Origin of the sequence: Pikeienuella sp. (assembly GCF_046290545.1) — a bacterium.
Taxonomy (GTDB): Bacteria; Pseudomonadota; Alphaproteobacteria; order Rhodobacterales; family Rhodobacteraceae; genus Pikeienuella.
In genome coordinates, this window is sequence record NZ_JBKAGV010000017.1 from 811,137 (window position 1) to 837,180 (window position 26,044).

A 26,044-nucleotide genomic window follows, 5' to 3' on the forward strand; every position below is an offset into this window, starting at 1 on the left:
GCAGAGGGATGGATGATTTCGCCGGGCGCGGCGCGGGCCGAAAACGGGGGGGAGGGCGCGCGTCCGGGCGGCGGGTGCTTCTCTATTCTCACGACACATTCGGGCTCGGCCATCTGCGCCGCTCGCGAACGATCGCGCAGGCGCTGACGGCGGCGGACCCGCATCTGAGCGCCGTCATCGTCACCGGCTCGCCCATCGCCGGGCGGTTCGACTTCACCGACCGGGTGGACCATGTCCGCCTCCCCGGCGTCGTGAAGCTGCCGGACGGAACCTACGCCTCCCACAATCTCGGACTCGAGATCGAGGAGACGGTTGCGCTCCGCGCCGCGATCATCTCCGCGGTGGAGGAGAGCTTCGATCCCGACCTGATCATCGTGGACAAGGAGCCCTGGGGCTTCCGTGACGAGCTGACCCAGACGCTGGAGACGGCGAAGAGCCGCGGCGCGCGCATCGTCCTCGGCGTGCGCGACGTGCTGGACGAGGCGGAGACGCTCCGCCGCGAATGGGAACGGAAGGACGCCGCCCGCGCCGTCGAGACCTATTACGACGAGCTCTGGATCTACGGCCTGCCGGAAATCTGCGAGCCGCTGGCCGGCATCCCGCTATCCGACCGGGTGCGCCGCTCCATGCTCTACACCGGCTATCTCCGCCGGGCGACGCCGCCCTGGCCCGAAGTCGGCCTCGCGCCGCCCGACGAACCCTATGTCCTCGTGACGACCGGCGGCGGCGGCGACGGCGCGGCGCTGATCGACTGGGCGCTTTCGGCCTATGAGTCCGACCCGGGCATTCCGCTCCACGGCGTCCTCGTCTATGGCCCCTTCCTCGACACCGAGCGCCGCGCAGAGTTTGACCGTCGCGCAGCCGCGCTCGACGGGCGGGTGACCGCCTTCAGCTTCGACCCGCGGCTGGAGCGCCTTCTCTCCGAGGCGGCGGGAGTTGTGGCGATGGGCGGCTACAACACGTTCTGCGAGATCCTGAGCCTCGACAAGCCGGCGGTCATCGCCCCGCGGGTGAAGCCGCGGCTGGAGCAATACATCCGCACCGAGGCGGCGGAGCGGCTCGGCCTCGTGAAGATGCTCGACCGGGCGAGGGACGGGGAGGGGCCCGAGGTCATGGCCGCGGCGATCCGCGGGCTGACCGGGCAGCGCCCGCCCTCCTCGATCCGCATTCCGGGCCTCATGGACGGGCTGGAGACGATCACCGCCCGCGCCGCGAACTGGGCGCGCCAGGCCGCCGAGTGACGGAAGACCCTGCGCCGCCCCTCGCGGTCGTCCTGAAGGGCTGGCCGCGCCTCTCGGAGACCTTCATCGCGCAGGAGCTGAAGGCGCTGGAGGATCGCGGCTTCCGCTTCGAGATCTGGTCGCTCCGCTTCCCCTATGACGACCGGACGCATCCGATCCACGGGCAGGTGAAGGCGAAGGTCCGCTACCTGCCGGAATATCTCTGGCAGGAGCCCTTGCGCGTCCTCCGCGGCTGGCTCCGGGCCCGCCGGATGCCCGGCTACCGCGCCGCGCGGCGGGCATGGCTGCGCGACCTCTGGCGGGACAGGACGCCCAATCGCGGCCGCCGCTGGGGTCAGGCGCTGGTCATGGCGGCGGAGGCGCCGGCGGAGGTCCGGCTCCACTACGCGCATTTCCTCCACACGCCCGGCTCCGTCGCCCGCTACGCCGCGATGATCCGCAGCGCGCGCTGGGCCGTCTCCGCCCATGCGAAGGACATCTGGACCATTCCGGACTGGGAGAAGCGGGAGAAGCTGGCGGACTGCGCCTTTCTCGTCACCTGCACCGGAACCGGCGCCGCGCATCTCGCGGCCCTCGCGCCCGATTCCGCCCGCGTCTCCCTCGTCTATCACGGGCTGGACCTCACGCGCTTTCCGCCCCCGCCCGAGACCCGCCCGGCGCGGGACGGGCGGGGCGAGCCGGCGCTCATCCTCTCGGTGGGGCGGCTCGTGGCGAAGAAGGGCTATGACGACCTCCTCGCCGCCCTCTCGCTCCTGCCCGTAGGGCTCGCCTGGCGCCTCGTCCATATCGGCGGCGGCCCGCTTGGCCCGGAGCTGAAGGAGGAGGCGGCGCGGCGCGGCTTCGCGGACCGGATCGAATGGCGCGGCAAGCGCGACCAGAACGAGGTGATCGAGGCGCTCCGCGAGGCCGACCTCTTCGTCCTCCCCTCCAAGATCGCCGGGGACGGAGACAGGGACGGCCTGCCGAACGTCCTGATGGAGGCGGCGAGCCAGCGCCTCGCCATAATCTCCACCGCCGTCTCCGCCATCCCGGAATTCGTGGAGGACGGCGTCCAAGGCCGCCTCGTCCCGCCCGGCGCGCCGGAGGCGCTGGCCGCGGCGATGGCCGAAATGATTGCAGATGTTGCAAAACGCACATGCCTCGCCGCCGCCGCGCGTGATAGACTCGTCGCCAAATTCGGCATGGAGGGGGGGCTCGACATCTTGCAGCAAAGGCTCGAAGCCGCGCTGGGCGGGCGCGCATGAGCGGGGAGCCGCCGCCGGAACGCGGCCTCGTCGCGTTCTATGCGCCGATGAAGGCGCCGGACCATCCGAACCCGTCGGGGGACCGGCGCATCGCCCGCCTGATGATGCGCGCGCTGGAGCGCGCCGGATGGACCCCCCGCCTCGCCTCCCGCTTCCGCGCCCATCAGCGGGACGGGAACCCGGCGGCGCAGGACATGCTCTTTCAGGAGGCGGAGCGGATCGCTGACGGGTTGATCCGCCGTTTCCGCGCTGAAGGCGTCCCGAAGCTCTGGTTCACCTATCATTGCTACTACAAGGCGCCGGACCTGATCGGCCCCGCCGTCGCCAGCGCGCTCTCGATTCCTTATGTCGTGGCGGAGGGATACCGCGCGAAGAAACGGCTCGCCGGCCCCTATGCGCGCTTCTCCAATGCTGCGGAGCGGGCGCTGGACGAGGCGCGGATCATCTTCCACCTCACGCATCGCGGCCTTGACGCGCTGGTGAGGGATCGGACCGCAGGGCAGCAGATCGTCTATCTCCCGCCCTTCACCGCCCTTGGCGACGAACCGGCGCCGAAGCCGGTCCCGGAGGGGCCGCTTCGGCTCCTCACCGTCGCGATGATGCGGAAGGGGGACAAGACGGCTTCCTTCCGCGCCCTCGCCGCCGCGCTCTCCCTGATGGAGGGCGACTGGCGGCTCGATGTGGTCGGGGACGGCGAGTCACGCGCGGAGGTGGAGGCCGCCTTCGCGCCCTTCGGCGACCGCGTCCGCCTCCTCGGCCGGATCGACGACCGGGACGCGCTCCGCGCCGCCTACGAAGCCGCAGAGATCTTCGTCTGGCCCGGCGTCAACGAGGCCTTCGGCATGGTCTATCTGGAGGCGCAGGCGGCCGGCACCGTCGCCGTGGCGGAAGACAGGGACGGGGTGCGCGAGGTCGTCGCCCCGATGGGCCGCCTCGCCCCGCCGGAGGACCCGGCCGCCTTCGCCGCCGCGATCTCCGAACTCGCCGCCGACCGCGCCGCGCTCGGCGCAGCGGGGCAGGCGGCGCGCGAATGGATGAAGGCCCATCACGGCGTCAACGCCGCCGCCGCCCGTCTCGACGTCGCCCTCGGGTCGCTGGCTTGAGCGTTCTGATCGGCCTCGCCCGCCATTTCGAGACGGACTGGAACGCGGAAGGAAGGCTTCAGGGCCGCACCGACCGTCCGCTGACCGAGGCCGCCCGCGCGCGGGCGGACGCGCTCGCCCTGCCGGGGGAATGGGCGGAGGCGCGCCTCCTCGCCACGCCCCTCTCCCGCGCGGAGGAGACGGCGCGCCGCCTCGCGCGCCGCGCGCCGGAGATCGAACCTGCGCTGATCGAGCTCTCATGGGGCGCATGGGAGGGCCGGCGCGGCGAGGAGCTGATCGCCGATCCCGCCTCCGGCTACGCCCATGTCGAGGACTGGGGATGGGACAGGCGCCCGCCCGGCGGAGAGAGCCCCGGCGACGCCTGGGCGCGCATCGCCCCCGCCCTCGCCCGCATCGCGGCGGAGGGCCGCCCCGCGCTCCTCGTCGTCCATCGCGGCGTGATCCGGGTGATCCTCGCCAAGGCCTGGGGCTGGAATTTCGACCGTAAGGAGCCCTTCCGCATCAAGCGCGAGCGCATCTACCCCGTCCGGCTCGACGCCGCCGGAACCCCCGTGGAGCCGCTGCCGGAGGCGCGGATGCGCCCGCGATGAAGGTCATGTTCGTCGTCACGAGCCTGATGGGCGCGGGCCACCTCGCCCGCACGCTCCTGCTGGCGGAGGCGGTGCAGGCGGTGGGCGGCCGGGCGCTCGTCGTCTCCGGCGGGCGGGAGATCGGGCATCTCTCCGCCGCAATCCCGGTCGAGGCGCTGCCCCCCGTATGGTCCGATGGTGTGGACTATTCCCGCCTCCTGACGCCGGAAGGCGAGGCGGACGAGGCGTGGATGGAGGCCCGCGCCGCCCGCCTCCTCGCCCTCTTCGATGAATTCGCGCCCGAAGCTCTCGTCACCGAGCTCTTCCCCTTCGGCCGCCGCGCCCTCCGCCATGAATTCCGGGCCCTTCTCGCCCGCGCCGCTGGGCGCGCCCGCATCTGGGCCTCGGTCCGCGACGTGCTGGAGCCGAAGCGGAAGAAGGGGCGGGAGGAGGAGACGGCGGAAACGCTCCGCAGCTTCTATCACGGCGTCCTCGTCCACGGCGACGAACGCCTGATCCCCCTCGCGCGCACATGGCCGAAGGCGGCGGAGATGGGCGGGATGATCCGTCATACAGGCTATGTCGCCGCGCCGCCGCCGCCCCCTCTTGAAACCGGGCCGCTGGAAGCGGCGCGGGGCGAGGTGCTCGTCTCCGTCGGCGGCGGCGCCATCGGGCGCGGATTGCTGGAGGCCGCCGCGCTGGCCTCGCGCGGCTCGCCGCGGCGCTGGCGCCTCCGCGTCGGCGGGGCGGACGCGGCGGAGGCGGCGGCGCGCCTCCGCGCCCTCGCCCCCGGCGCGCCCCTCGTCGCGGAGCCCGCCGCGGCGGACCATCGCGCCCGCCTCGCCGCCGCCGCCTGCTCCGTCTCGCTCCTGGGCTACAACACGGCGACCGACCTCCTCGCCGCCGGAACCCCCGCCGTGATCTCGCCCATGCGCGAAGGCGGGGAGCGGGAGCAGCTCATCCGCGCCGAAGCCTTCGCCCGCCTCCCCGGCTTCCGAGTGCTGGACGAGGAGACGCCGGAGGCGCTCGCCTGCGCGGTGGAGGCGGCCATCGCGGCCGGCGGCCCGCCCCCCGGCCTCGCCCGGCTCGACGGCGCGGCCCGCGCCGCCGAGATCATCCTTGAGGCGGAGGGCATATGAGCCTCAGGCGCGCGATCGCCATCCTGACCCGCCGCCCTGACTCAAGCAGCATATCTCCGGTATGGCGATGCCGAGCCCGTCGCCCGCAGGCGCAGGCCGCTGGGCGTCGGACCAGGCCGCCGCGGCGTTCGAAGATCTGCCCGTGATCGCCGCGGCGGAGCGAGGAAACGCGGCCGCCTTCGGCCGGGCGCAAGTCCCCCTCAGCGGTTCATCCGGTTGGCGATCAGGTCGTCCACCACCGAAGGGTCGGCGAGCGTGGAGGTGTCCCCCAGCGCGCCGAAATCGTTCTCGGCGATCTTCCGGAGGATGCGGCGCATGATCTTGCCGGAGCGGGTCTTCGGCAGGCCCGGCGCCCACTGGATGAGGTCCGGCTTCGCGATGGGCCCGATCTCCTTCCGCACCCAGTCCGAAAGCTCCTTCCTGAGCGCCTCCGTCGGCTCCTCCCCGCTCATCAGGGTGACATAGGCGTAGATGCCCTGCCCCTTCACGTCGTGCGGATAGCCGACCACCGCGCTTTCCGAGACCTTCGGATGCGCGACGAGCGCGCTCTCCACCTCCGCCGTCCCCATCCGGTGGCCGGAGACGTTCAGCACGTCGTCCACCCGCCCGGTGATCCAGTAATACCCGTCCTCGTCCCGCCGGCACCCGTCCCCGGTGAAGTAGTAGCCCTTGAAGTCGGAGAAATAGGTCTGCACGAACCGCTCATGGTCGCCCCAGACGGTGCGCATCTGGCCCGGCCAGCTGTCCTTGATGCAGAGTACGCCCTCCGCCTTCGTCTCCGTGATCTCCTTGCCCGTCACCGGGTCGAGGATCACGGGCTGCACGCCGAAGAAGGGCTTCGTCGCGGAGCCGGGCTTGGTCGGCGTCGCGCCGGGCAGCGGCGTGATGAGATGCCCGCCCGTCTCCGTCTGCCACCAGGTGTCGACGATCGGGCATTTCCCCTTGCCGACGACCCGGTTGTACCATTCCCAGGCTTCGGGGTTGATCGGCTCGCCGACCGTGCCGAGGAGGCGGAGGGAGGAGAGGTCGCACCCCTCCACCCATGTCTCCCCTTGCCCCATCAGCGCGCGGATCGCGGTGGGCGCCGTGTAGAACTGGTTGACCTTGTGCTTCTCGCACACCTTCCAGAACCGCGATGCGTCCGGCCAGGTCGGCACGCCTTCGAACATCAGCGTCGTCGCGCCGTTCGCGAGGGGGCCGTATACGATGTAGCTGTGCCCCGTCACCCAGCCGACATCGGCGGTGCACCAGAAGATGTCCCCCTCGTGATAGTCGAAGGTCAGCTCATGCGTGATCGCCGCATAGGTGAGATAGCCGCCCGTGGTGTGGACGACGCCCTTCGGCTTTCCGGTGGAGCCGGAGGTGTAGAGGATGAAGAGCGGGTCCTCCGCCCCCATCGGCTCCGGCGCGCATTCGAGGGAGGCGGCGGCCATCTCGGCGTTGAGGTCCACGTCCCGCCCTTCCGTCCAGGTCGTCTGCCCGCCGGTATGCTTCACGACGAGGCATTTCACCCGGTCGGAACAATGCAGCAGCGCCGCGTCCGCGTTGGACTTCAGCGGCGTCGCCCGCCCGCCGCGCGGCGCATGGTCCGCCGTGATGACGACGTTCGCCCCGGAATCGTTGACCCGGTTCGCCAGCGCATCCGGGCTGAACCCCGCGAAGACGATGGAATGGACCGCGCCAATCCGCGCGCAGGCGAGCATCGCATAGGCCGCCTCGGGGATCATGGGGAGGTAAAGCACCACCCGGTCGCCCTTCTTCACGCCCTGGTCCTTCAGGACGTTCGCCATCCGGCAGACCTGCTCGTGAAGCTCGCGATAGGTGATCTTCGCGTCCCTGGCCGGGTCGTCCGATTCCCAGATGATCGCCACCTGGTCGCCCCGCTTCGCCAGGTGCCGGTCCACGCAATTGGCGGAGACGTTCAGCTTCCCGTCCTCGAACCAGCGGATAGAGACGCCGGGATGCGCGAAGCTCGTGTTCTTGACCTTGGTGAAGGGCTCGATCCAGTCGATGCGCTTCTTCGCCTCCTCGCCCCAGAAGCCCTCCGGGTCCTCAACGGAGCGGCGATACATCTCCTCGTATCGCGCCGCGTCCACATGGGCGCGCGCCACGGTCTCCGCCGCAGGCGCGTGAATGCCGCCAGTCATGGCCGTTCCTTCCTTGTCGTCCGTCTTCTTTTCGGGGCCGCCACTCGGATCGGGGCCCGCTCAGAGCGCCAGATATTCCTGGCGAAGCTCCGCATTGTCGAGCACCTCCTGCGCCGTCCCGTCGAAAACGACCTGCCCCATGTCGAGGATGATCGCCCGGTCGGCGAGGTGGAGCGCGGCGATGGCGTTCTGCTCGACGATGATCGTCGTCATGCCGAGCGTCTTGATGTGCTCAAGCGTCCGCTCGATTTCCTGCACGATCACGGGCGCGAGGCCCTCATAGGGCTCGTCGAGGAGCAGGAGCTTCACGTCGCGCGCGAGGGTGCGGCCGATGGCGAGCATCTGCTGCTCGCCGCCCGAAAGCGTCGTGCCCTCCTGCTTCCGCCGCTCGCCGAGCCGGGGAAAGAGCTCGTAGATCCGCTCGATGGACCAGCCCTTCGGCGGGGCGATCTGCGCGAGCTGGAGGTTCTCCTCCACCGTCAGGCCCTGGATGATCCGCCGGTCCTCCGGCACGAGGCCGACGCCGGCCGCCGCGGCCTGGTGGGACTTCATGTCATGCAAGGGCTTGTGGTCGAGCCAGATCTCGCCCTTCTGCACCTGCGGCGCGTCGACCCGCGCAATGGCGCGGAGCGTCGAGGTTTTGCCCGCGCCGTTCCGGCCGAGCAGCGCCACGATCTCCCCCTCGTGGATGTTGAAGCTCACGCCCTGAACGATATAGCTCTCGCCGTAATAGGCGTGGATGTCGTGGGCGGAGAAATAGGCCGGGGCCGAGCCGACATTCTTCGATTTCATCACATGCTCCCCCAACTGCGCCTGGCTTCTTATGTCTAGCGGGCTCATTTCGCCCCTCCCTTGATCCGGATCAGTCTCGCGTCAGAGATGCGCGCCGCCGAGATAGGCTTCCTGCACCTTCAGGTTGCCCTTGATGTTCTCCGGCAGGTCCTCGACGATGGGCGAGCCCTGCGCGAGGACGGTGATCTTCTGCGCAAGGCTGAAGACAACGTGCATGTCATGCTCGATCACCACCATGGTGATGCCCGTGGCGCTGATCTCCTTCAGCAGGTCGATGGTGGCGTTCGTGTCCGCCCGCGCCATGCCCGCCGTCGGCTCGTCCAGCAGCAGGAGCTTCGGCTTCTGCACCAGCCCCATCGCCAGTTCCAGCCGCCGCTTGTTGCCGCGGGACTGGGAATTCGCCGTCTGGTGCCGCTTGTCGGCGAGGTTGACGCTGGCCAGCGCCTCCTCCGCCTGCTCCCGGATCTCGCGCTCGCCCTGGAGCGGGGACCACATCGAGGGCTTGTAGGCGCCGTCGCGCTTCGCGAAGGCCGGGATCATCACGTTCTCAAGCAACGAGAGATCGCCGAATATCTCCGGCGTCTGGAAGACGCGGGTGACGCCCGCCTGGTTGATCTCGTGCGGCTTTAGGCCGATCAGCGACACGCCGTCGAAGGTGACGGAGCCGGTGTCCGGGATCAGCCTGCCGACGAAGCAGTTGAGCAGCGTCGACTTTCCGGCCCCGTTCGGCCCGATGATGGCGTGGAGCGACCCCTGGGCGATGCTGAGATTGACGTCGCGGAGCGCCTGGAGTCCGCCAAAGCGCTTGTTGACGTTCTGGACTTCGAGAATGCCCATTTTTCCTCTCCTCACTCGGCCGGGGTCGCGACGGCGCCGCTCGTCTTCTCGTCGGCCTTTTTCTTCCGGCCCTGCGTCAGTCGCCGCAGGCCCTCCATCAGGCCGCCGGGAAGGAAGATGACGACGGCCATGAACATGAGGCCAAGCGTCAGATGCCAGCCCTTGCCGACGAACGGGTAGACGATCGACACCACGAAGTCTTCGAGACCGTCCGGCAACCAGTAGAACCACTGGTGCAGCACCGTTTCGTTGATCTTGGAGACGACGTTCTCCATGTACTTGATGAAGCCCGCGCCGAGCACCGGCCCGATCAGAGTGCCGGCGCCGCCGAGAATGGTCATCAGCACCACCTCGCCGCTCGCGGTCCAGAACATGCGGTCAGCGCCCACCTGGGTGTCCATCGCAACGAGCAGGCCGCCGGCCAGGCCGGCGTACATGCCGGAGATGATGAAGGCGGTCAGAGTGTAGGGTCGCGTGTTGACGCCGGTGTAGTTGAGCCGGTTCTGGTTCGTCTTGACCGCACGCAGCATCATGCCGAAGGGCGAGCGGAAGATGCGCATGGAGACATAGAAGGCGATCAGCATCACCACGGCCGCGAAATAGTAGCCGAAGTTGAAGGTGAAGAGCCAGTCGCCGACCGAGAGCTGCCAGCTCGTGCGCATGTCCATGCCGAAAAGGCCCGCTGTCGGCGTCGCCCCGTCGAGGAGCGGCGCGTCGAGGATGCGCGGGTCGTTGATCTTCGGCTGCAGACCCGTCTCGCCGCCCGTGATCGGCGTCAGCACCGAATAGGCGAGCGAATAGGACATCTGCGCGAAGGCGAGCGTCAGGATCGAGAAGTAGATGCCCGACCTGCGCAAAGAGATGAACCCGACGAGCGCGGCGAAGACGCCTGCGACGATAATCGAGACGACGATGGCCGGGATGACGTTCATCGTCAGCAGCTTCATCATCCAGATCGCGGCGTAGGAACCGACCCCGAGAAAGGCGGCATGGCCGAAGCTGAGATAACCGGTCAGCCCGAAGAGGATGTTGAAGCCGATCGCGAAGATCCCGAAGATCACGAGCCGCTGCATGAGGTCCGGATAGCCGGCGTTGAACTGCGCCAGGTTCGACCCTTCAGGGAAGGGATTGAGGATGAAGGGCGCGAGGACGAGCAAAGCGCCGACGAGCAGAAGGAGTCGAAAGTCGGATTTGTCGAGGTTCAGCATGGCTTACTGCTCCATCACGCCCTTGCGGCCCATCAGCCCGCGCGGGCGGGTAAGGAGCACGACGATGGCGACGAGGTAGATGATGATCTGGTTGATGCCGGGCACAAGCTCCAGCACCTCGGTCATGGAGGCGAAACTCTCGAGCACGCCGAGCAGGAACCCGGCGAGAACCGCTCCGCCGAGCGAACCCATCCCCCCGACGACCACGACGACAAAGGAGAGCACGAGGAAGTCCATCCCCATGTGGTAATTCGGCGAATTGATCGGCGTGTACATCACGCCCGCAAGCCCTGCGACGCAGGCCGCAATCGCGAACATGATCGTGAAGCGCTTGTCGATGTTGATCCCGAGGAGGCCGACGGTCTCCCGGTCCGCCATCCCGGCGCGGACAACCATGCCGAATGTGGTGAACTGCAGGAAGGCGAAGACTGCGGCGATCATCACGGCGGCGAAGGCGAAATAGATCAGGCGCCAGTAGGGATAGATGATCGAGCCCGGATCGAGCCCGATCGCCGCGCCGAAGTCGAAGCTGCCGGCGAAGGCGGAGGGCGCCGGAGTCGGGATCGGGTTGGCTCCGTAGTAGAACTTCACGATCTCCTGGAGGACGATCGCAAGGCCGAAGGTGACGAGGATCTGGTCCGCGTGCGGCCGCTTGTAGAAGTGTTTGATGAGCCCGCGCTCCATCGCGAGGCCGACAACGATCATGATCGGGATCGCGAAGAAGATCGAGAGAGGCACCGACCATTCGATGATCGCCGCCCCCGTTTCGGGCCCGAACCATTCGTGCACATAGGGAGTCTCGACCTTGAGCGGCTGGCCGAGAAAATCCTTCCGCGTCGGATCCACGGTGACATGGGCGAGGTTGAGGAGCCGGCTCAGGGTGACCGCGCAGAAGGCGCCGAGCATGAACAGCGCTCCATGCGCGAAGTTCACCACGCCGAGCGTGCCGAAGATCAGCGTCAGGCCGAGCGCGATCAGCGCATAGGCGGAGCCCTTGTCGAGCCCGTTCAGAATCTGAAGGACGATCGCTTCCATCGCTCCCCTCCCATGTTGCAGGACGCAGACATCGCTCCCGGCCGCAGCGGCGGGAAGCGCAAGCATGAAGTCGCGGGGCGGCGCGCCGCCCCGCGATAAGTCGGTGCGGATCAGGCGCCGGGGTTGCAGGTCCCGAGCGCGCCGCCCGCGAACTGCGGATGGTCATGCGGGTAGGTGACCTGCTCGGTCGGCGTCACCTCGACGATCTCGACGAGGTCGAACTCGTTCTCCGGGTTCTCCTTGCCCTTCACGACCACGACGTCCTTGAAGCACTGGTGGTCCTCGGCGCGATAGAGCGTCGGGCCGTTGCCGAGGCCGTCGAACTCGAAGTCCTCGAGCGCCTCGACGACCGCACAGGGGTTGAACGAACCCGCACGTTCCACCGCATCGGCGTAGAGGAGCGCCTGGACATAGCCGGTATGCGCCGCCTGGCTCGGCGGGAAGCCGTATTTCGTGCCGAAGGACTGCACGAAGGCGTTCGTGCCGAAATACCGCGAGCCGAGCTGGTTCTCGAGCTTCCAGTCCCAGTTCTGGGAGCCGAAGATGCCCTTGATGTTCTGGCCGGCGCCGCGGGCCATGAGCTCGGAATAGAGCGGCACGACGATCTCGAACTGCTTGCCGTTGACCATGCGGTCGCGCAGGCCGAACTGCACCGCGTTGGTCAGCGAGTTCACCATGTTGCCGCCGTAATGGACGAGGACGAGGATGTCCGCGTCCGACTGAACGACCGGCGTAATGTAGGAGGAGAAGTCCGTCGCCGCGAGCGGGGTGAGGACCTTGTTGACCGTCTCCCAGCCCATGGCCTCGGTGGATTCGAGCACGGCCTGCTCGGTCGTGTAGCCCCAGTTGTAGTCGGCGGTCAGGTAATAGGCCTTGCGGTCCGTCCCGTACTGCTTCGCGAGCACGGGCGCGAGCGCGGCGCCGGACATGTAGGAGTTGAAGAAGTGGCGGAAGCCGTTCGCCTTCCGGTCCTTGCCCGTCGTGTCGTTCGCATGGGTGAGGCCGGCCATGTAGATGACGCCCGCCTCCTGGCAGAGCGCCTGCACGGCGACCGCGACGCCGGAGGACGAGCCGCCGGTGATCATGATCGCGCCGTCCTTCTCGATCATCGACTTGGCGGAGGCGCGGGCGGCGTCGGACTTGGTCTGCGTGTCGCCGGAGACGTACTGGACCTTCTTGCCGAGGATGCCGTTGCCCTTGAGCGCCTTCGACGTGAAGGTGTTCATCATGCCGCCGTCGCCTTCGCCGTTCAGATGCTCGACGGCGAGCTGATAGGCGCGGAGCTGGTCGGCCCCCTCGTCGGCATAGGGGCCGGACTGGGGCACGTTGAAGCCGAGCGTCACGGTCGATCCGGTCGGCTCGTTGAGATAGCTGGCGCGCGCCTGGCTGGTGAAGATCGTCGGCATCGCGAGCCCGGCGCCGAGCGCGGCGCCGCCACGCAGAAGCCCGCGGCGGGTGAAATTGAACTGAGACATGCGTCCCCTCCCGTTGCGCCCCGCTTGAGTCTCCCTGGGGAGGCGGGGCCGTTGCTTACCTTGGGGAAGATCGCCCAAGTTCGATAAATTCTCAACAAGGGATTGAAGCGTAACAATATTCTTGTAAATCTCGACAGGTGAGAAATGGCGAGTCTGTCAATTTTTTAACCCTCTCGCAAGATTGTTGCGCAACCGCAAGGGGTTCCCGCAATGCAACGGACGATCACAGGGCTCAGGATTCGGGAGCGGCGGCGGGAGATGGGGATCAAGCAGATCGATCTCGCCGCGCGGGTCGGCGTCTCCGCCTCCTATCTCAACCTGATCGAGCGGAATCGCCGGGCCGTCGCCGGCGCGCTCCTCGCCCGGATCGGGCGGGAGCTGAACCTGCGGATGGAGGAGCTGGACGGCTCGGCCGAGCGGCGGTTGCGGGAGGCGCTGGAGGAGCTGGCGGCGGAGCCGGGCGTGGCCGCGGGGGAGGGGGAGGCGCGGCCGGGGCCGGCGGACGAGTTCATCGCCCGGCATCCGGGCTGGGCGCGCGCCGCCGCCTTCGCCCATCGCCGCTGGCGGGAGGCGGCGGCGGAGGCGGAGGCGATGGCGGACCGGCTGGCGCATGACCCCGCGCTCGCCGCCTCCGTCCACGCCATGCGGACGGAGATCGCCGCGCTGCGCTCCACCGCGGAGATCCTGGCGGAGGGGCGGGAGATTTCGGTTCCGCAGCGCAGGCGGTTCGAGACGATCATGTTCGAGCAATCCTCCCGCCTCGCCGGCTCCGTCGCCGGGCTCGCCGCCTATTTCGACGAGGCGGCGGAGAACCGGCTTCGCCCCGCGCCGAAGGGGCAGGCGGAGGAGGCGCTGGCGGATGCGCCGGAGATCGGCCCGAGGATCGAGGCGATGGCGGAGGCGGCGCGGGCGACGCTGGACGCCTCAGGCGACCTCGAAGCGGCGCTCCGCCGCGCGACGCCGCGGCCGCCGGAGGCGCCGCCGGAGGCGGGGCGCGCCGCGCGGCTCGCCGCGCTGGCCCTCGCCCATGCCCGGCAGGCGCATCGCCGCGCGCTCTTCGACCTTGCGGAGCCCCTCTCGCCGGAGGCGGGCGCGGATGACCTCCTGGCCCTGATCGAGGCGGAGCTGGCGCAGCGGCTGGCGGATGCGATCCTCGCCCCGGCCGCCGCCTTTCTCGCCCTCGGCGCGCGGCTCGGCTGGGAGATCGGGGCGCTGTCCCGCGCCTTCGACGGGGACGGGGCGCTGGTGATGCGCCGCATCGCCTGCCTCGGAGGGATGGGGGGCGCGCCGCGGGCGGCGCATCTGGAGGCGGACGCCAGCGGGCGGGTGCTGGCGCGGCGCGGCGCGCTCGACCTCCTGCCGCGGGCGCGGGCGCTCGACTGCCCGGTCTGGCCCGTCCACCGGGCGGCGCCCGGCCCCGCTCCGCTGGCCCTCCCGCTCCGCCTCGCGGACGGGTCGCGCCTCCTCGCGCTCGGGCTGGCGCGGGAGGGGCGGATGGCGGGGGACATGCTGGCGATGACCGTCGAGAGCGCGGCGGGCACGGCCTACGCCGCCGCCTCGGATGCGGAGCCGGAGCCGGTCGGCCCCGAATGCCGCATCTGCCCCCATGCCTCCTGCCAATGGAGGCGGGAGCCGGCGGCGGTGGGGTGAGCCTGTGTGCTCACAGTGCGCAGGGGGGTCATGTATTTGTAATCGTGTGATATTCTGATTTACGACACTTTTGTGACAGTCAGAGTTTCAGCCCTCACGCCGGCCCTCTTCAGCAGGCGGGAGAGGGAGGGGGCGGGGCGATGGACGTTCAATTCAAGGCAGCGGCGCCGGAGGCGTTGACGCGGGCCATGCGGGCGGTTTCTGTTTATGATGGCGTTTTGGGGGCCTGATGGATCTCGTGATCTATTTTCTGGGGGAGGGCGTCCTCTGGGGCGTGATCCTCGTTGGATTCTTTCTCTATTTCCTGGTCACCCACAGCACCGTCGGCGCCGCAGACAATGTGGAGACGCGGCGGGCGATCTACATGCTGCGGGAGGAGCGCTGGCGGCGAACCTATGCGGAACTCATCGCCGCCTGGCTCGACCGGCTGGATGGGCTATGGACGAAAGAGCTTCAGGCCGATCCGCCGCCCTTCGCGGCCCATTCGCCGCGGGCCGCGTTCAGCCATGGATTGCTGAATTTCACGCTCGCCTTCGCGTTGGCTTATCCGGTTTTTGGACTGCTGCTGCACTGGCTGGCGACGGGGGCGACGCAAAGCGTTGGCGGGGTGGAAGTCATCCCGCCTGCGGAGGCGTGGTGGGAACGGCCCGCCGTAATCGCAGGATTATCAATATTGTTCCTGGGATTTATTCGAGCATCTATTGATGAAGCAAGAGCGACCTTAAATTCTAATTCCCGGCCACGAATATTATTAGTTTTCTTTTTAATTTGCGTTACCGGCGTATCTTTTATAATATTTGATGTATTTATAGGTTATTTTGATTGGAAAATTAGGGCGATATTGTACGTATTTACGATATTCTTAATTGGCTCAGTATCTATTGCGAATAGGTACTCCGGAATTATCGCCGTTTTTCTGGCGTTTTCATTTAGCTCTACGCACGAAGCTATCAAAATATACTATCTTTTTTTGCTTGGCGCGGCTGCGACGATAGTGGTTTGGCTTGGGGCACAGCTCCACAAGCCGACGCTCTTGCTCTCACTTTGGGTACTGTTCGGCACCGCCGCAACCCTTCTTGCCATCGACTCGGCGCAGAGCATCGGTCAGGAAGCCATCAGTCTGATCGTCTTTCTCGGCCTGCTCCCACTCCTCAACGGCGTCACCGATTTCCTCTCTATCGGCATGACGCGCCTGCTTCTTCGCCGCGCCGAGAACACAGCGGCGCGGTGGGCGCGGCCCGCGCTCTGGCTGTTCGACCTCGCCTTCGCGCTCTTCACCCTCGCGCTGCTGAGCGGCGCCTTCATCGCGATCATCGTGCTTGTCCGGCCCGCAAGCGGCGAGCCGTTGATCGACGTCCTCGCGCTGATCGCGGATGTCCGGGCGCGGCCCGCGAATTACTGGTGGCTCGGCTTCATGGTCTTCACCACGCTTCTCCCTTCGTTCATCCACATGGTCGCGGCGGCCTATTCAGTGGCGATCTTCTATCTGCCGGAATGGCGCGAGGGGCTCGCCGCGCGGCTCGAAGACGGAATGAGGGGTGACGGGCAGCGCGGGGCGGAGGGGCGGTTGCGGCTCGTCGCGCTCCTTACCTTCGCCTGGGGCGCGCCGACCGCGGCGCTCGTGACCGCGGCCTCGCTCGTCTGGAGCGAGCGGGTGGGGCTGCGGACGTGGTCGCTCGATCAGGCGGAGGGGTTCGCGCGGTGGGTGGCGGGGTTCGCGTGAGACGTTGAGCGGCCACGGCCACGACAAGCGGGTCTCCGGGGGAGACCCGCAGGGGCGGCTCGCCCGGAGGCGCAAGCCGGAGGGCGGGGGGCGCCGAGCTTGCCCGAACCTCGAAGATCGGGCCGTGGTCGTCGCGGCGAGCGCGGAACGCGGTCGCCGGGGGGGCGACGACCGCGGGCCGATTTGACGCGGGTCAAATCGGCCGGGCGCTTTCGGCGCGCAATTGCGGTGGGGATGCAGGCGCGCCGAAACACCGCGGCCCCATTCGCGCTGCGGATCGCCCCGCCCCTCTCCCCCCTCCCCTCTCCCGAGGGAGAGGGGAGCCGCAACCGCGCCGCCCGCGCCCCCCTCCCGGCGAGAGGGGGGAGGCGCGAACCCGGCGGCGGCGTTTCCCGCCGACCCGGCTCGACCGAACGACGAAACGCCAGCCGCCCCGCAGGCGTCCGCCCTCCTTCGAGGGGGAGAGCCGCGGCGGCGCGGCGCCGCGCGCCACAAGCGTTCCATGAAAATCATGCTTCTCCCTGCGCCCCACCCCGGCACGCGCGCTTCCCTCCCGGCAGGAGGGGGAGGCGGGAGGGGGCGTGGCGGGGCCCCGCCGCCTCAGCCACCCCGCTGAAACAATTCGATCACGACTTTTTCTCCATGAAATCAGTCCTGAGGCCGATTTCCATGGAATCCGCCGAATCGGCCCTCAAACGCCCCCGCGCGGGCGTGGAGCGGACGGCCCCGATCAGCGGCTTTCCGGGGGAAAGCCGCAGGGGCCGTTCGGGTGGAGGCGCAAGCCGGAGCCCGAGGGGCGCCAAGCCGCCGCGTCGGTTGGAAATCGGGCCGGGGTCGTCGCGGCGAGCGCGGAACGCGGTCGCCGGGGGGGCGACGACCGCGGGCCGATTTGACGCGGGTCAAATCGGCCGGGCGCTTGCGGCGCGCGTGGGCCTTATCCTGATGGCAGGGTGGATCGTCCGCTTAGCCGCCGCGCCTCACACATTATCCAGCGTGAACCGCTCGTTCGGGCCGAGCCGCCCGCGCGCCTCCTCCCTTCCCGCGATGATCGCCCCCTCCGGCCAGACGGCGGCGACCACGGCGCCCGTGGGCCGGCGCAGCTCCAACGGCGGCTCCTCCGCGCCGCGGCCGCGCCGCTTCGCCGGGCGCTCGGCGTTGGCGAAGGAGACGCGGGCGCCCGTCCGCTCCAGCAGGGTCTTCGCGATGAAGAGGCCGAGGCCCATCCCCGCCGCCTCCCCGCCCGTCCTCCCCCCGTCGGGGCGCGAGGCGGCGCGGGGGCGGGAGGTGACGTAGGGGTCGCCAAGCCGCTGGAGCAGGTCCTCCGGAAAGCCCGGCCCGTCATCCCCGACCGTGATGCGGAGACCGTGCCCGCCCCCTGCGCCCGTGCTCGCCACGTCGATCCAGATCGTCTCGGCGGCGAAGTCGACCGCGTTCTGCACGAGGTTGCGGAGCCCGTGGATCAGCTCCGGGCTTCGCCGGACGATGGGCTGTTCGGGGCCCGCCTCCGCCGCCGGCCTCCCCTCGATCCGGATCACGACGCGCCGGCCGCGGCCCGCATGGGGCTCCGCCGCCTCCGCGATCAAGGCGGAGACGGGGGCGCGGCGCACCTGCTCGTCCGCCCGCCCGCCCTGCGCGAGATCGGCGAGGATGACGCGGCAGCGATCCGCCTGCGCGCGGATCAGCTCCGCATCCTCCTTCAGCTCGGGCTGGGCGGAAAGCTCCCGCGCAAGCTCGCCCGAGACGAGCTTGATCGTGGCCAGCGGCGTGCCGAGCTCGTGCGCCGCGGCGGCGGCGAGCCCGCCGATCGCGGTCAGCCGCTGCTCCCGCGCCAGCGCCGCCTCCGCCTCCGCCAGCGCGCGGGACATCCGGTATGTCTCCACCGAGACGCGGCGGGCGTAGAAGGTCATGAAGAGGACGGAGATGGTCAGCGCGACCCAGACGCCGAAGACGTAGATCGGCGGCGCCGTCAGGATCGTCCCGTCCGCGAAGCGCAAGGGCAGGCTCACCTGCGAGAGCGCCGAGACGAGGCCGAGCGCCGCGGCCGAGACGATGATCGTGGAGCGGAGCGTGAGCGCGGAGGCCGAGATCGTGACCGGCGCGAGGAGGAGCATCGCGAAGGGATTGGAGAGCCCGCCGGTGAGCGCGAGGAGGGCGGAGACTTGCATCAGGTCGAAGAGCATCGACAGGGCCGCCGCCCGGTGGCTTAGCCGCATCGTGGGCGGGAAGAGCTGCATCGAGATGACGTTGAAGACGACGGAGACGGAGATCACGAGCGCCGCCAGCACCCTCGGGAGGTCGAGCCCGAACACGAGGTCCGCGAGGATGACCGCGGTCGCCTGCCCGATCACCGCGAGCCAGCGCAGCGTCGTCAGCGTCTCGAGCCGCACCCAGCGGCCCGAGGCCTCGCCCCGCATCAGCTCCTGGAGAAAGCGCGCCGCCATGCGCGTCAGTAACATCGCCGCGAGGGCGGGCAAAGACCGGCGCGAAGACCGGCGCAAATCGCCGCGCCCCCGCCTCGCGCGGGTGGCGCGGCGGCCGGGGAGCGCGTATCTGAGCGGCGACGCCGCGCTGGATGAAGGAGCCCCGCCATGAAGAGCAGCAGGATCTACGGCGCCGCCGCGCTTCTCCTCGCCGCGGGGCTGGGCGGGGGCGCGGCCTTCTTCGCGATGAACGACAACCCCTTCGCCGAATGCGGCGGCGGGATGGCGACGGGCGCGGCGGCGATCGGCGGGCCCTTCACGCTCGTCTCCGGCGCGGGCGAGCGCGTGACCTCTGCGGAGGTGATCGACCGGCCGGCGCTCCTCTATTTCGGCTACACCTTCTGCCCCGACGTCTGCCCGGTGGACGCGGCGGCGATGGCGCAGACGGCGGACCTCCTCAAGGAGCGGGGGCTCGACGTGAAGACGGCCTTCATCACGGTGGACCCGGCGCGGGACAATGAGGCGGTGGTGCGGGACTTCGCGGCCAATCTCCACCCGGAGATGATCGGCCTGACGGGGAGCGAGGCGGAGATCGACGCGGCGAAATCGGCCTATCGCGTCTATGCGCAGAAGGCGCCGGGGCAGGCCGAGGACGACCCCTATTACCTCGTCGACCACAGCGCCTTCATCTACCTGATGGCGGCGGAGGACCGGCTGCTCACCGTCTTCCGCCATGGCGTGCCGCCGGAGGATATGGCGGAGACGGCCGCCTGCTATCTCCGCGCCGCCGGGGCCTGAGCGGGGGCCTGATCGGCCGTCGCGAGCCGGACGCCGAGCATCGCCGCGGCGAGGCCGGCGAGCTCCACCAGCCCGAACAGCTCCCCGAACATCGCGGCCGCCATGGCGGCGGTGACGCCGGGGACGAGGAAGAAGAGGCTCGCCGTCCGCGTCGCCGCGCCGCGGCGGAGGAGGATGTAATAGAGCGAGACGGCGCCGATGGAGAGGCCGATCACCATCCAGGCCAACGCGCCGACGAATTCGGCGGACCAGTCCACGCGCTGATCCTCGTAGAGGAGCGAGGCGACGAGCGTCAGCCCGCCCGCCGCGGCGTATTGCACCGCGGCGTCGGCGGCGAGGCGGGAGCGGATTCCGCGCCGGGCCTGCACGATGGAGGCGAGCGAGATCGAGAGGAGCGCGAGGAGGCAGAGCGCCACCTGCCAGGGCCCGATCACGCCGTCCGTCAGTTTCCGCGCCACGACGAGCGCGACGCCGGCAAGGCCGATCGCCATGCCGAGCGCCCGGGTCCGCGTCGGCCGCTCCCCGCCGATCATGCGGGCGAGGATCATCGTCGCCACCGGCTGGAGCCCGACGATCAGCGCGGTGAGCGCCGCGCCGGCGCCGAGGGAGATCGCGGTGAAGACGCCGCCGAGATAGACGGCGTGCATCAGCAGCCCGACGAAGACCGCCCCGCCGTAGTCATGCGCCGGCCCGTCGCCGCGCCGGAATTCCCCCGCCGCCCAGGCCCAGAGGCCGAGCGCCGACGCCGCCAGCGCGAAGCGGAGCGTGAGAAAGATCATCGGCTCCGCATGCGGGAGCCCGTATTTTGCGCCGACGAACCCCGTGCTCCACAGAAGCACGAAGAGCGGCGCGGCGGCGAGATGGAGCGCTGTGGGCGCCGGCATGGGTTTCGTCCTCGCGGAGACGACGCGGGAACGAACTCTATCGGGCGCGCGGCGGGTTTCGGGAAGTGCAGGGATGCACGCTGCGTGGGGCCGCGGATGGACCGGGGGCTCCCCGGCTGTTAACCTTCTTCGCGTTTCGGGCTGACTCGGAGGGCCGCGCGATGGGGGACCTCTCCCTGCAGCTTCTCAAGGGCGGGCGTGCGGCGCTCACGACGGAGGATGTTTCCTCGGGCTTCGCGGGGGCCCCGGCGGGCGAGATCGTCTACCGCGTGACGAACCTCTCGGGCGGGTTCCTGGAACGGGCGGATGCGCCGGGCGTGCCTGTCCTGAGCTTCACCGAGGCCGACCTTCTCTCCCGCAGCATCCGCTTCGTAGATGACGGGACGACGCGGGGCGGGCGTTTCGACGTGGAGGCGACGGCGCCGGGCGCGCCCGGCGAAGCCGCCCGGACCGTGCGCGTCGCCGAGGTGCGGGAGACCTCGGCCTTCCTCGACATCGCGGCGCTGGACGGGACGGAGGGGTTTCGCCTCTCGGGCGATTTCACAGGCGCGTTTCCGGGAGAGGCGTTCCCCGACAACATCGGCTATTCTGTCGCCGCCGCGGGCGACTTCAACGGCGACGGGTTCGGCGACGTCGTGATCGGCGCGCCGCTGGATGAGCGCATCCCGGCGGCGGCGGGCGAAGGCGGCCGCGCCTTCGTTGTTTTCGGCAAGGCTGACGGGTTCGGCGCGGCGGTGGACCTCGCCGCGCTCGACGGGACGGACGGGTTCCGGTTCGATGGCGACCAGGACGGCGAGCGGCTCGGCTTCGCCGTCGCCGGCGTCGGCGATTTCAACGGCGACGGGTTCGACGACGTCGCCTTTGGCGCGCCGAACTACGCGCAGACGGCGGAAAGCGGCAGCCTGATCGGGACCGGGCGGTCCTTCATGCTCTACGGATCGCCGGACCCCGTCGCCGCCGCTGTCGGACCTTCCGACATCGAGGCCGACGCGGTCGACGGCGTCAAATTCAACACGGCCGAGATCTTCGCGGCGACCGGCCGCACGATGGCGTCGGGCGACGTGAACGGCGACGGCCTGCAGGACCTCCTGCTCGGGAGCCCTTTCGACGAGCCGCGCACCGACCTCAGCCTCGAAAGCGCGGGGCGGGTCGTCGTGATCGAGGGCGTCGACGATCATTCCGGCAACGTCCAGTCCGTCACCAACCCGAACGCGACCACCGGCTCGCTCCCGGCCCAGGCTGGCGTCGCCGGGTCGGAGAGCTTCGAATTCTTTGGCTACGGGCTCGCCTCGGGCGGCGATTTCGACGGCGACGGCTTCGACGACATTCTGGCGGGGGCCCGCTCGCGAGGGGGGCAGGCCGGCGAAGTCCACTTGGTCTTCGGTGAAGCGACGTTCTTTTTCGACGAGTCTCCCCAACCCTTCGTGGAGTTGAACGAGACGACGACGGCGGAGCTCAACGGCGTCGATGAAGCGGGCGCGCCGGAACTGCGCGCAACGCGCTTCACGCCGGTCACGACGGGGCAGGAATTCGGCCGGGACGTGGCCTTCGTGGGCGACATCAACGGCGACGGGTTCGACGATATCGGCTTCGGGCAGGAAGGCTACGGCAACGCGGGCGGGGGCGACATCTTCATCGTCTTCGGCTCGTCTATGCGGCCTGCGGCGACGTTCAGCCTTGCGGATCTCGACGGAGAGAACGGGTTCCGGGTTACCGGGTTCCTCCCCGGCCGCGACCCGGACCTGTTCGGGGCGGACAAGGTCTCCGCGGCCGGCGACGTGAACGGCGACGGGATCGACGACCTCCTGATCGCACGCAGAGCCTCGCCGTTCGTCGAATCGGACGGGCGCCTCTACGTGATTTTCGGGCGCGAGGACGGGTTCGGCGCCGTCTTCGACGTGGAGGCGTTGGACGGCGTCAACGGGTTCGAGATCGGGGCGGCGGCGAACGACCGCGCCATCGGTTCTTCGATCTCCGGCGCAGGCGACGTGAACGGGGACGGGCTCGCCGACGTGATCTTCGGCGCCGCCGGCGACGACGCCTATGCGCCGGGCTCGGGCGCCGCCTATGTCTTATTCGGCGGGTCCGTCACGCCCGTCTCGCTCACCGGCGCGCGCGCGGCGGAGGTGGAGGAAGGCGGGGCGACGACGCTCACGGCGGCGATGCTGGGCGCGACGGCGGCGGACGCGATCTTCCACGTCTCGGGCGCGACGGGGGGCGCCGTAACGGTGGCGGGCGGGGACCTGCCGGGGGCGGGGATCGCCTTTACCGCCGCGCAGCTCGCTGCCGGGCTCGTCTCCTTCCGCCATGACGGCGGCGCCGGCCCGGCGGGGTTCAGCGTGACGGCGACCGACGCGGCGGGCGCCGTTTCAGAGGAGGGAGTCTTCGCGCTGTCCGTCCTCGAACCGCCTGTGGCGCCCCCCGCCACGCCGCCAGTCACGCCGCCCGCCACGCCGGTCGAACCGCCCGTGACGCCCCCAGCGACGCCTCCTGTGACGCCCCCGGCCACTCCGCCCGCCGGGCCGACCATGGGAGACGACGTGCTGAGGGGAACCGGCGGGCCGGACCGGATCGCCGCGCTGGCCGGGGACGATACGGTCAGGGGCCGGGGCGGGGACGATACGCTGCTCGGCCAGCGGGGGGAGGACGTGCTCCGCGGCGGCGGGGGCGACGACAGCCTGAAGGGCGGCGGCCAGGCCGACCGGATGTTCGGGCAGGGCGGCGACGATACGCTGAAGGGCGGCGGCGGCGGCGACTTCCTGAAGGGCGGCGGCGCTGCTGACCGGATCATCGGCGGCGGGGGCGCCGACACGATCGAGGGGAACAAGGGCGCCGACACGCTGAAGGGCGGCGGCGGGCCGGACCTTTTCCGCTTCAAGCCGGGAGACGGGGCGGACGTGATCCAGCGTTTCCAGCAGGGCGCGGATCAGGTCGAGTTCAAGCGCGGCGTCTCGGGCTTCGACGAGCTCCGGATCGAGCAGGAGGGCGACGATGTGCTGGTGACCTACAAGCGCGGCTCGATCCTTTTCGAGAACCGGAACGCCGGCGCCTTCGGGGAGGACGATTTCCTCTTCTGAGGGCGCTGCCCGCGCCCCCGGCGTCTCCTTTCGCGATCAGGGCCGGATATGGGCCGAATGGATGCGGATTCTGCAGGCTCAGGTCCGTTAAGCCGATGCGAACCATCATGCTTCAGGTTCCGCCCCTCCGGTTGTGAGAGGTTCGTATGACCGCCATCAGTCTTGGCGCCCTGACCGGCACAGACGGCTTCCGGCTCGACGGGGCGGCGGCGCAGGACCAGAGCGGCGGTTCCGTCTCCGCGGCGGGGGACGTGAACGGCGACGGGATCGGGGACCTGATCGTCGGCGCCAGGTACGCCGACCCTGGCGGGGCCAGCGCAGCCGGCTCCAGCTATGTCGTCTTCGGCACGGCCACGGGCTTCGCCGCGAGCCTTGACCTCGCCGCGTTGGACGGGGCGGACGGATTCCGCCTCGACGGCGCGGCGGCGGGCGACCGGAGCGGCTCCTCCGTATCCGCGGCCGGCGACGTGAACGGCGACGGGATCGGCGACCTGATCGTCGGGGCCGACCTCGCCGACCCGAACGGCGCCGGCAATGCCGGCTCCAGCTACGTCGTCTTCGGGAAGGCCACGGGCTTCGCGGCAAGCCTGAACCTCGGCGTTCTGGACGGGACTGACGGCTTCCGCCTTGCGGGCGTGACTGCGGGGGACGTGAGCGGCGTTTCCGTCTCGGCGGCGGGCGACGTGAACGGGGACGGGATCGGGGACCTGATCGTCGGCGCCTACCTCGCCGACCCGAACGGCTACGCCTCAGGCGCCAGTTACGTCGTCTTCGGCAAGAGCACAGGCTTCGCGGCGAGCCTGAACCTCGGCGCGCTGGACGGGACGGACGGGTTCCGCCTCGACGGCGCGGCGGCGGGCGACCGGAGCGGCTTTTCCGTCTCGGCGGCGGGCGACGTGAACGGCGACGGGATCGCCGACCTGATCGTCGGGGCGAACCAGGCCGACCCGAACGGCCTCGGCTCCGGCTCCAGCCATGTCGTCTTCGGCAAGACCACGGGCTTCGCCGCGAGCCTTGACCTCGGAGCACTGGACGGGACGGACGGGTTCCGCCTCGACGGCGCGGCGGCGGAAGATCGGAGCGGGCGCTCCGTCTCCGGCGCGGGGGACGTGAACGGGGACGGGATCGACGACCTCATCGTCGGCGCCCTCTACGCGGACCCGGGCGGGGCGAACGCCGCCGGCTCCAGCTATGTCGTCTTCGGCAAGGCCACGGGCTTCGCCGCGAGCCTGAACCTCGCCGCGCTGGACGGGACGGACGGGTTCCGCCTCGACGGCGCGGCGGCGGGCGACCGGAGCGGCATTTCCGTCTCCGCTGCGGGGGACGTGAACGGCGACGGGATCGGCGACCTGATCGTCGGGGCGAGAGACGCCGACCCGAACAGCACTGACGCCGCCGGCTCCAGCCATGTCGTCTTCGGCAAGACCACGGGCTTCGCCGCCAGCCTGGACCTCGGCGCGCTGGACGGGGCGGACGGGTTCCGCCTCGATGGCGCGGCGGCGCTCGACTACAGCGGCGGCGCGGTCTCGGCGGCGGGCGACGTGAACGGCGACGGGATCGACGACGTCATCGTCGGGGCCAGAGGGGCCGACCCGAACGGGAGCGGTTCCGGCTCCAGCTACGTCGTCTTCGGGTTCCGGACCATCGACGGGGGCGCCAACCGCATCTCGGGCTCCCTGCTGGCGGAAGAGTTCGACGGCCTCGGCGGGAACGACACGATCTTCGGCCTCGGCGGCAACGACACGCTGACCGGCGGCGACGGGGACGACCGGCTCGAAGGCGGGCCCGGCGCCAACGTGATCGACGGTGGGGCGGACGACGACACGGCGGTCTTCGTCGGCGCGCTGTCCGCCTATGCGCTGATGCAGGACGGCGGGACGGTGACGATCTCCCGCGCGGGGGAAAGCCACACGATCACGAATGTGGAGAGCTTTCTCTTCGCGGACGGTGCGCGGAGCCTCGCCCAGCTCTTCCCCGCGCCGCCGCCTGTCGATCCGCCCCCGGAAGACCCGCCCCCGGAAGACCCGCCTGCGGATGAGCCGCCCGCGGAAGACCCGCCAATCGTCGGGCCGCCCGACGACGAGCCGCCCCCGGACGAGCCGTCGCCGCCGGCCGACGAGCCCGCCAGCCCGACCCGGAGCGACGACGCGCTCTCCGGGGCCGGGGGGCCGGACCGGATCGCAGGGCGCGCCGGGGACGACACCCTGCGCGGCCTTGGCGGCGAGGATACGCTGCTCGGCCAGGGCGGGGAGGACGTGCTCCGCGGCGGCGGCGGAGGCGACAGCCTCAAGGGCGGCGGCGGGGCGGACCGGATGTTCGGCCAGGGCGGCGAAGACACGCTGAAGGGCGGCGGCGCGGGCGACTTCCTCAAGGGCGGCGGCGCTGCTGACCGGATCATCGGCGGCGGCGGCGCCGACACGATCGAAGGGAACAAGGGCGACGATACGCTGAAGGGCGGCGGCGGGGCTGATCTCTTCCGCTTCAAGCCCGGCGACGGCGACGACGTCATCCAGCGTTTCCAGCAGGGCCGCGACCAGGTCGAATTCAAGCGCGGCGTCTCGGACTTTAGCGAGCTCCGGATCGAACAGCAGGGCGACGACGTGCTCGTCACGTACGGGCGCGGCTCGATCCTCATCGAGAACCGGAACGCCGGCGCCCTCGGGGAGGACGACTTCATCTTCTGAGCGCCCGCCTTGCCACGC

18 protein-coding genes are annotated in these 26,044 nt (G+C 70.0%); 10 read left to right on the forward strand and 8 right to left on the reverse strand.

Annotated elements, in window-relative coordinates:
• Positions 1-8: 8 nt before the first annotated feature.
• From ACE37J_RS20400 to ACE37J_RS20420, 5 genes are read left to right on the forward strand one after another with little or no spacing between them, the layout of a single operon-like run.
• The gene (locus tag ACE37J_RS20400; protein ID WP_409715129.1) at positions 9-1,241 is read left to right on the forward strand and encodes a glycosyltransferase family protein; all 1,233 of its coding nucleotides are present in this window, start codon (positions 9-11) and stop codon (positions 1,239-1,241) included.
• Positions 1,238-2,485 (forward strand): glycosyltransferase, encoded by a 1,248-nt coding sequence (locus tag ACE37J_RS20405; protein ID WP_409715132.1) that lies wholly within the window; start codon positions 1,238-1,240, stop codon positions 2,483-2,485. Before ACE37J_RS20400 ends, ACE37J_RS20405 begins: the two co-directional genes overlap by 4 nt.
• On the forward strand, positions 2,482-3,588 hold the full coding sequence (locus ACE37J_RS20410) for a glycosyltransferase family 4 protein (protein WP_409715135.1): 1,107 nt from the start codon (positions 2,482-2,484) through the stop codon (positions 3,586-3,588). The genes ACE37J_RS20405 and ACE37J_RS20410 overlap by 4 nt, the downstream gene beginning before the upstream one ends.
• Complete coding sequence (locus tag ACE37J_RS20415; RefSeq protein WP_409715138.1) at positions 3,585-4,178, forward strand: histidine phosphatase family protein; 594 nt, start codon at positions 3,585-3,587, stop codon at positions 4,176-4,178. Before ACE37J_RS20410 ends, ACE37J_RS20415 begins: the two co-directional genes overlap by 4 nt.
• Positions 4,175-5,296 (forward strand): glycosyltransferase family protein, encoded by a 1,122-nt coding sequence (locus tag ACE37J_RS20420; RefSeq protein WP_409715141.1) that lies wholly within the window; start codon positions 4,175-4,177, stop codon positions 5,294-5,296. The genes ACE37J_RS20415 and ACE37J_RS20420 overlap by 4 nt, the downstream gene beginning before the upstream one ends.
• Before the next feature lie 200 nt (positions 5,297-5,496).
• Here ACE37J_RS20420 and acs read toward each other — a convergent pair whose 3' ends face one another.
• From acs to ACE37J_RS20450, 6 genes are all read right to left on the reverse strand, one after another.
• A complete protein-coding gene (acs, locus tag ACE37J_RS20425) occupies positions 5,497-7,443 on the reverse strand; it encodes an acetate--CoA ligase (protein ID WP_409715144.1) in 1,947 nt (648 codons plus the stop codon).
• Between the two features lie 60 nt (positions 7,444-7,503).
• The gene (locus ACE37J_RS20430; RefSeq protein ID WP_409715490.1) at positions 7,504-8,235 is read right to left on the reverse strand and encodes an ABC transporter ATP-binding protein; all 732 of its coding nucleotides are present in this window, start codon (positions 8,233-8,235) and stop codon (positions 7,504-7,506) included.
• Positions 8,236-8,316: 81 nt separating this feature from the next.
• Entirely contained in the window at positions 8,317-9,072 is a 756-nt protein-coding gene (locus tag ACE37J_RS20435; RefSeq protein ID WP_409715147.1) for an ABC transporter ATP-binding protein, read from the reverse strand.
• A gap of 11 nt (positions 9,073-9,083) precedes the next feature.
• Positions 9,084-10,280, reverse strand: a complete 1,197-nt coding sequence (locus ACE37J_RS20440; protein WP_409715150.1) for a branched-chain amino acid ABC transporter permease — start codon at positions 10,278-10,280, stop codon at positions 9,084-9,086.
• 3 nt (positions 10,281-10,283) lie between these two features.
• Positions 10,284-11,315 (reverse strand): branched-chain amino acid ABC transporter permease, encoded by a 1,032-nt coding sequence (locus tag ACE37J_RS20445; RefSeq protein WP_409715153.1) that lies wholly within the window; start codon positions 11,313-11,315, stop codon positions 10,284-10,286.
• A 110-nt stretch (positions 11,316-11,425) separates the two neighbouring features.
• Complete coding sequence (locus tag ACE37J_RS20450) at positions 11,426-12,790, reverse strand: substrate-binding protein (protein WP_409715156.1); 1,365 nt, start codon at positions 12,788-12,790, stop codon at positions 11,426-11,428.
• A 210-nt stretch (positions 12,791-13,000) separates the two neighbouring features.
• Here ACE37J_RS20450 and ACE37J_RS20455 point away from each other — a divergent pair, with 210 nt between their 5' ends.
• Together ACE37J_RS20455 and ACE37J_RS20460 are read left to right on the forward strand one after the other, a co-directional pair.
• Positions 13,001-14,440, forward strand: coding sequence for a helix-turn-helix domain-containing protein (locus tag ACE37J_RS20455; RefSeq protein WP_409715159.1), 1,440 nt, complete (start codon positions 13,001-13,003; stop codon positions 14,438-14,440).
• A gap of 229 nt (positions 14,441-14,669) precedes the next feature.
• On the forward strand, positions 14,670-16,163 hold the full coding sequence (locus ACE37J_RS20460; protein ID WP_409715162.1) for a hypothetical protein: 1,494 nt from the start codon (positions 14,670-14,672) through the stop codon (positions 16,161-16,163).
• Between the two features lie 977 nt (positions 16,164-17,140).
• On the opposite strand, the gene ACE37J_RS20465 is transcribed toward ACE37J_RS20460, so the two are convergent.
• Positions 17,141-18,619, reverse strand: coding sequence for an ActS/PrrB/RegB family redox-sensitive histidine kinase (locus tag ACE37J_RS20465; protein WP_409715165.1), 1,479 nt, complete (start codon positions 18,617-18,619; stop codon positions 17,141-17,143).
• 132 nt (positions 18,620-18,751) lie between these two features.
• Here ACE37J_RS20465 and ACE37J_RS20470 point away from each other — a divergent pair, with 132 nt between their 5' ends.
• Complete coding sequence (locus ACE37J_RS20470) at positions 18,752-19,381, forward strand: SCO family protein (protein ID WP_409715168.1); 630 nt, start codon at positions 18,752-18,754, stop codon at positions 19,379-19,381.
• Here the strand turns inward: ACE37J_RS20470 and ACE37J_RS20475 are convergent.
• Positions 19,357-20,265, reverse strand: coding sequence for a DMT family transporter (locus tag ACE37J_RS20475; protein ID WP_409715171.1), 909 nt, complete (start codon positions 20,263-20,265; stop codon positions 19,357-19,359). The genes ACE37J_RS20470 and ACE37J_RS20475 overlap by 25 nt on opposite strands.
• A gap of 161 nt (positions 20,266-20,426) precedes the next feature.
• Here ACE37J_RS20475 and ACE37J_RS20480 point away from each other — a divergent pair, with 161 nt between their 5' ends.
• Both ACE37J_RS20480 and ACE37J_RS20485 read left to right on the forward strand, forming a co-directional pair.
• Positions 20,427-23,342 carry a cadherin-like domain-containing protein gene (locus ACE37J_RS20480; protein ID WP_409715174.1) on the forward strand — a complete coding sequence of 972 codons (2,916 nt, stop codon included), beginning with the start codon at positions 20,427-20,429 and terminating at the stop codon, positions 23,340-23,342.
• Between the two features lie 146 nt (positions 23,343-23,488).
• Complete coding sequence (locus ACE37J_RS20485) at positions 23,489-26,026, forward strand: beta strand repeat-containing protein (protein ID WP_409715177.1); 2,538 nt, start codon at positions 23,489-23,491, stop codon at positions 26,024-26,026.
• Positions 26,027-26,044: the final 18 nt, after the last annotated feature.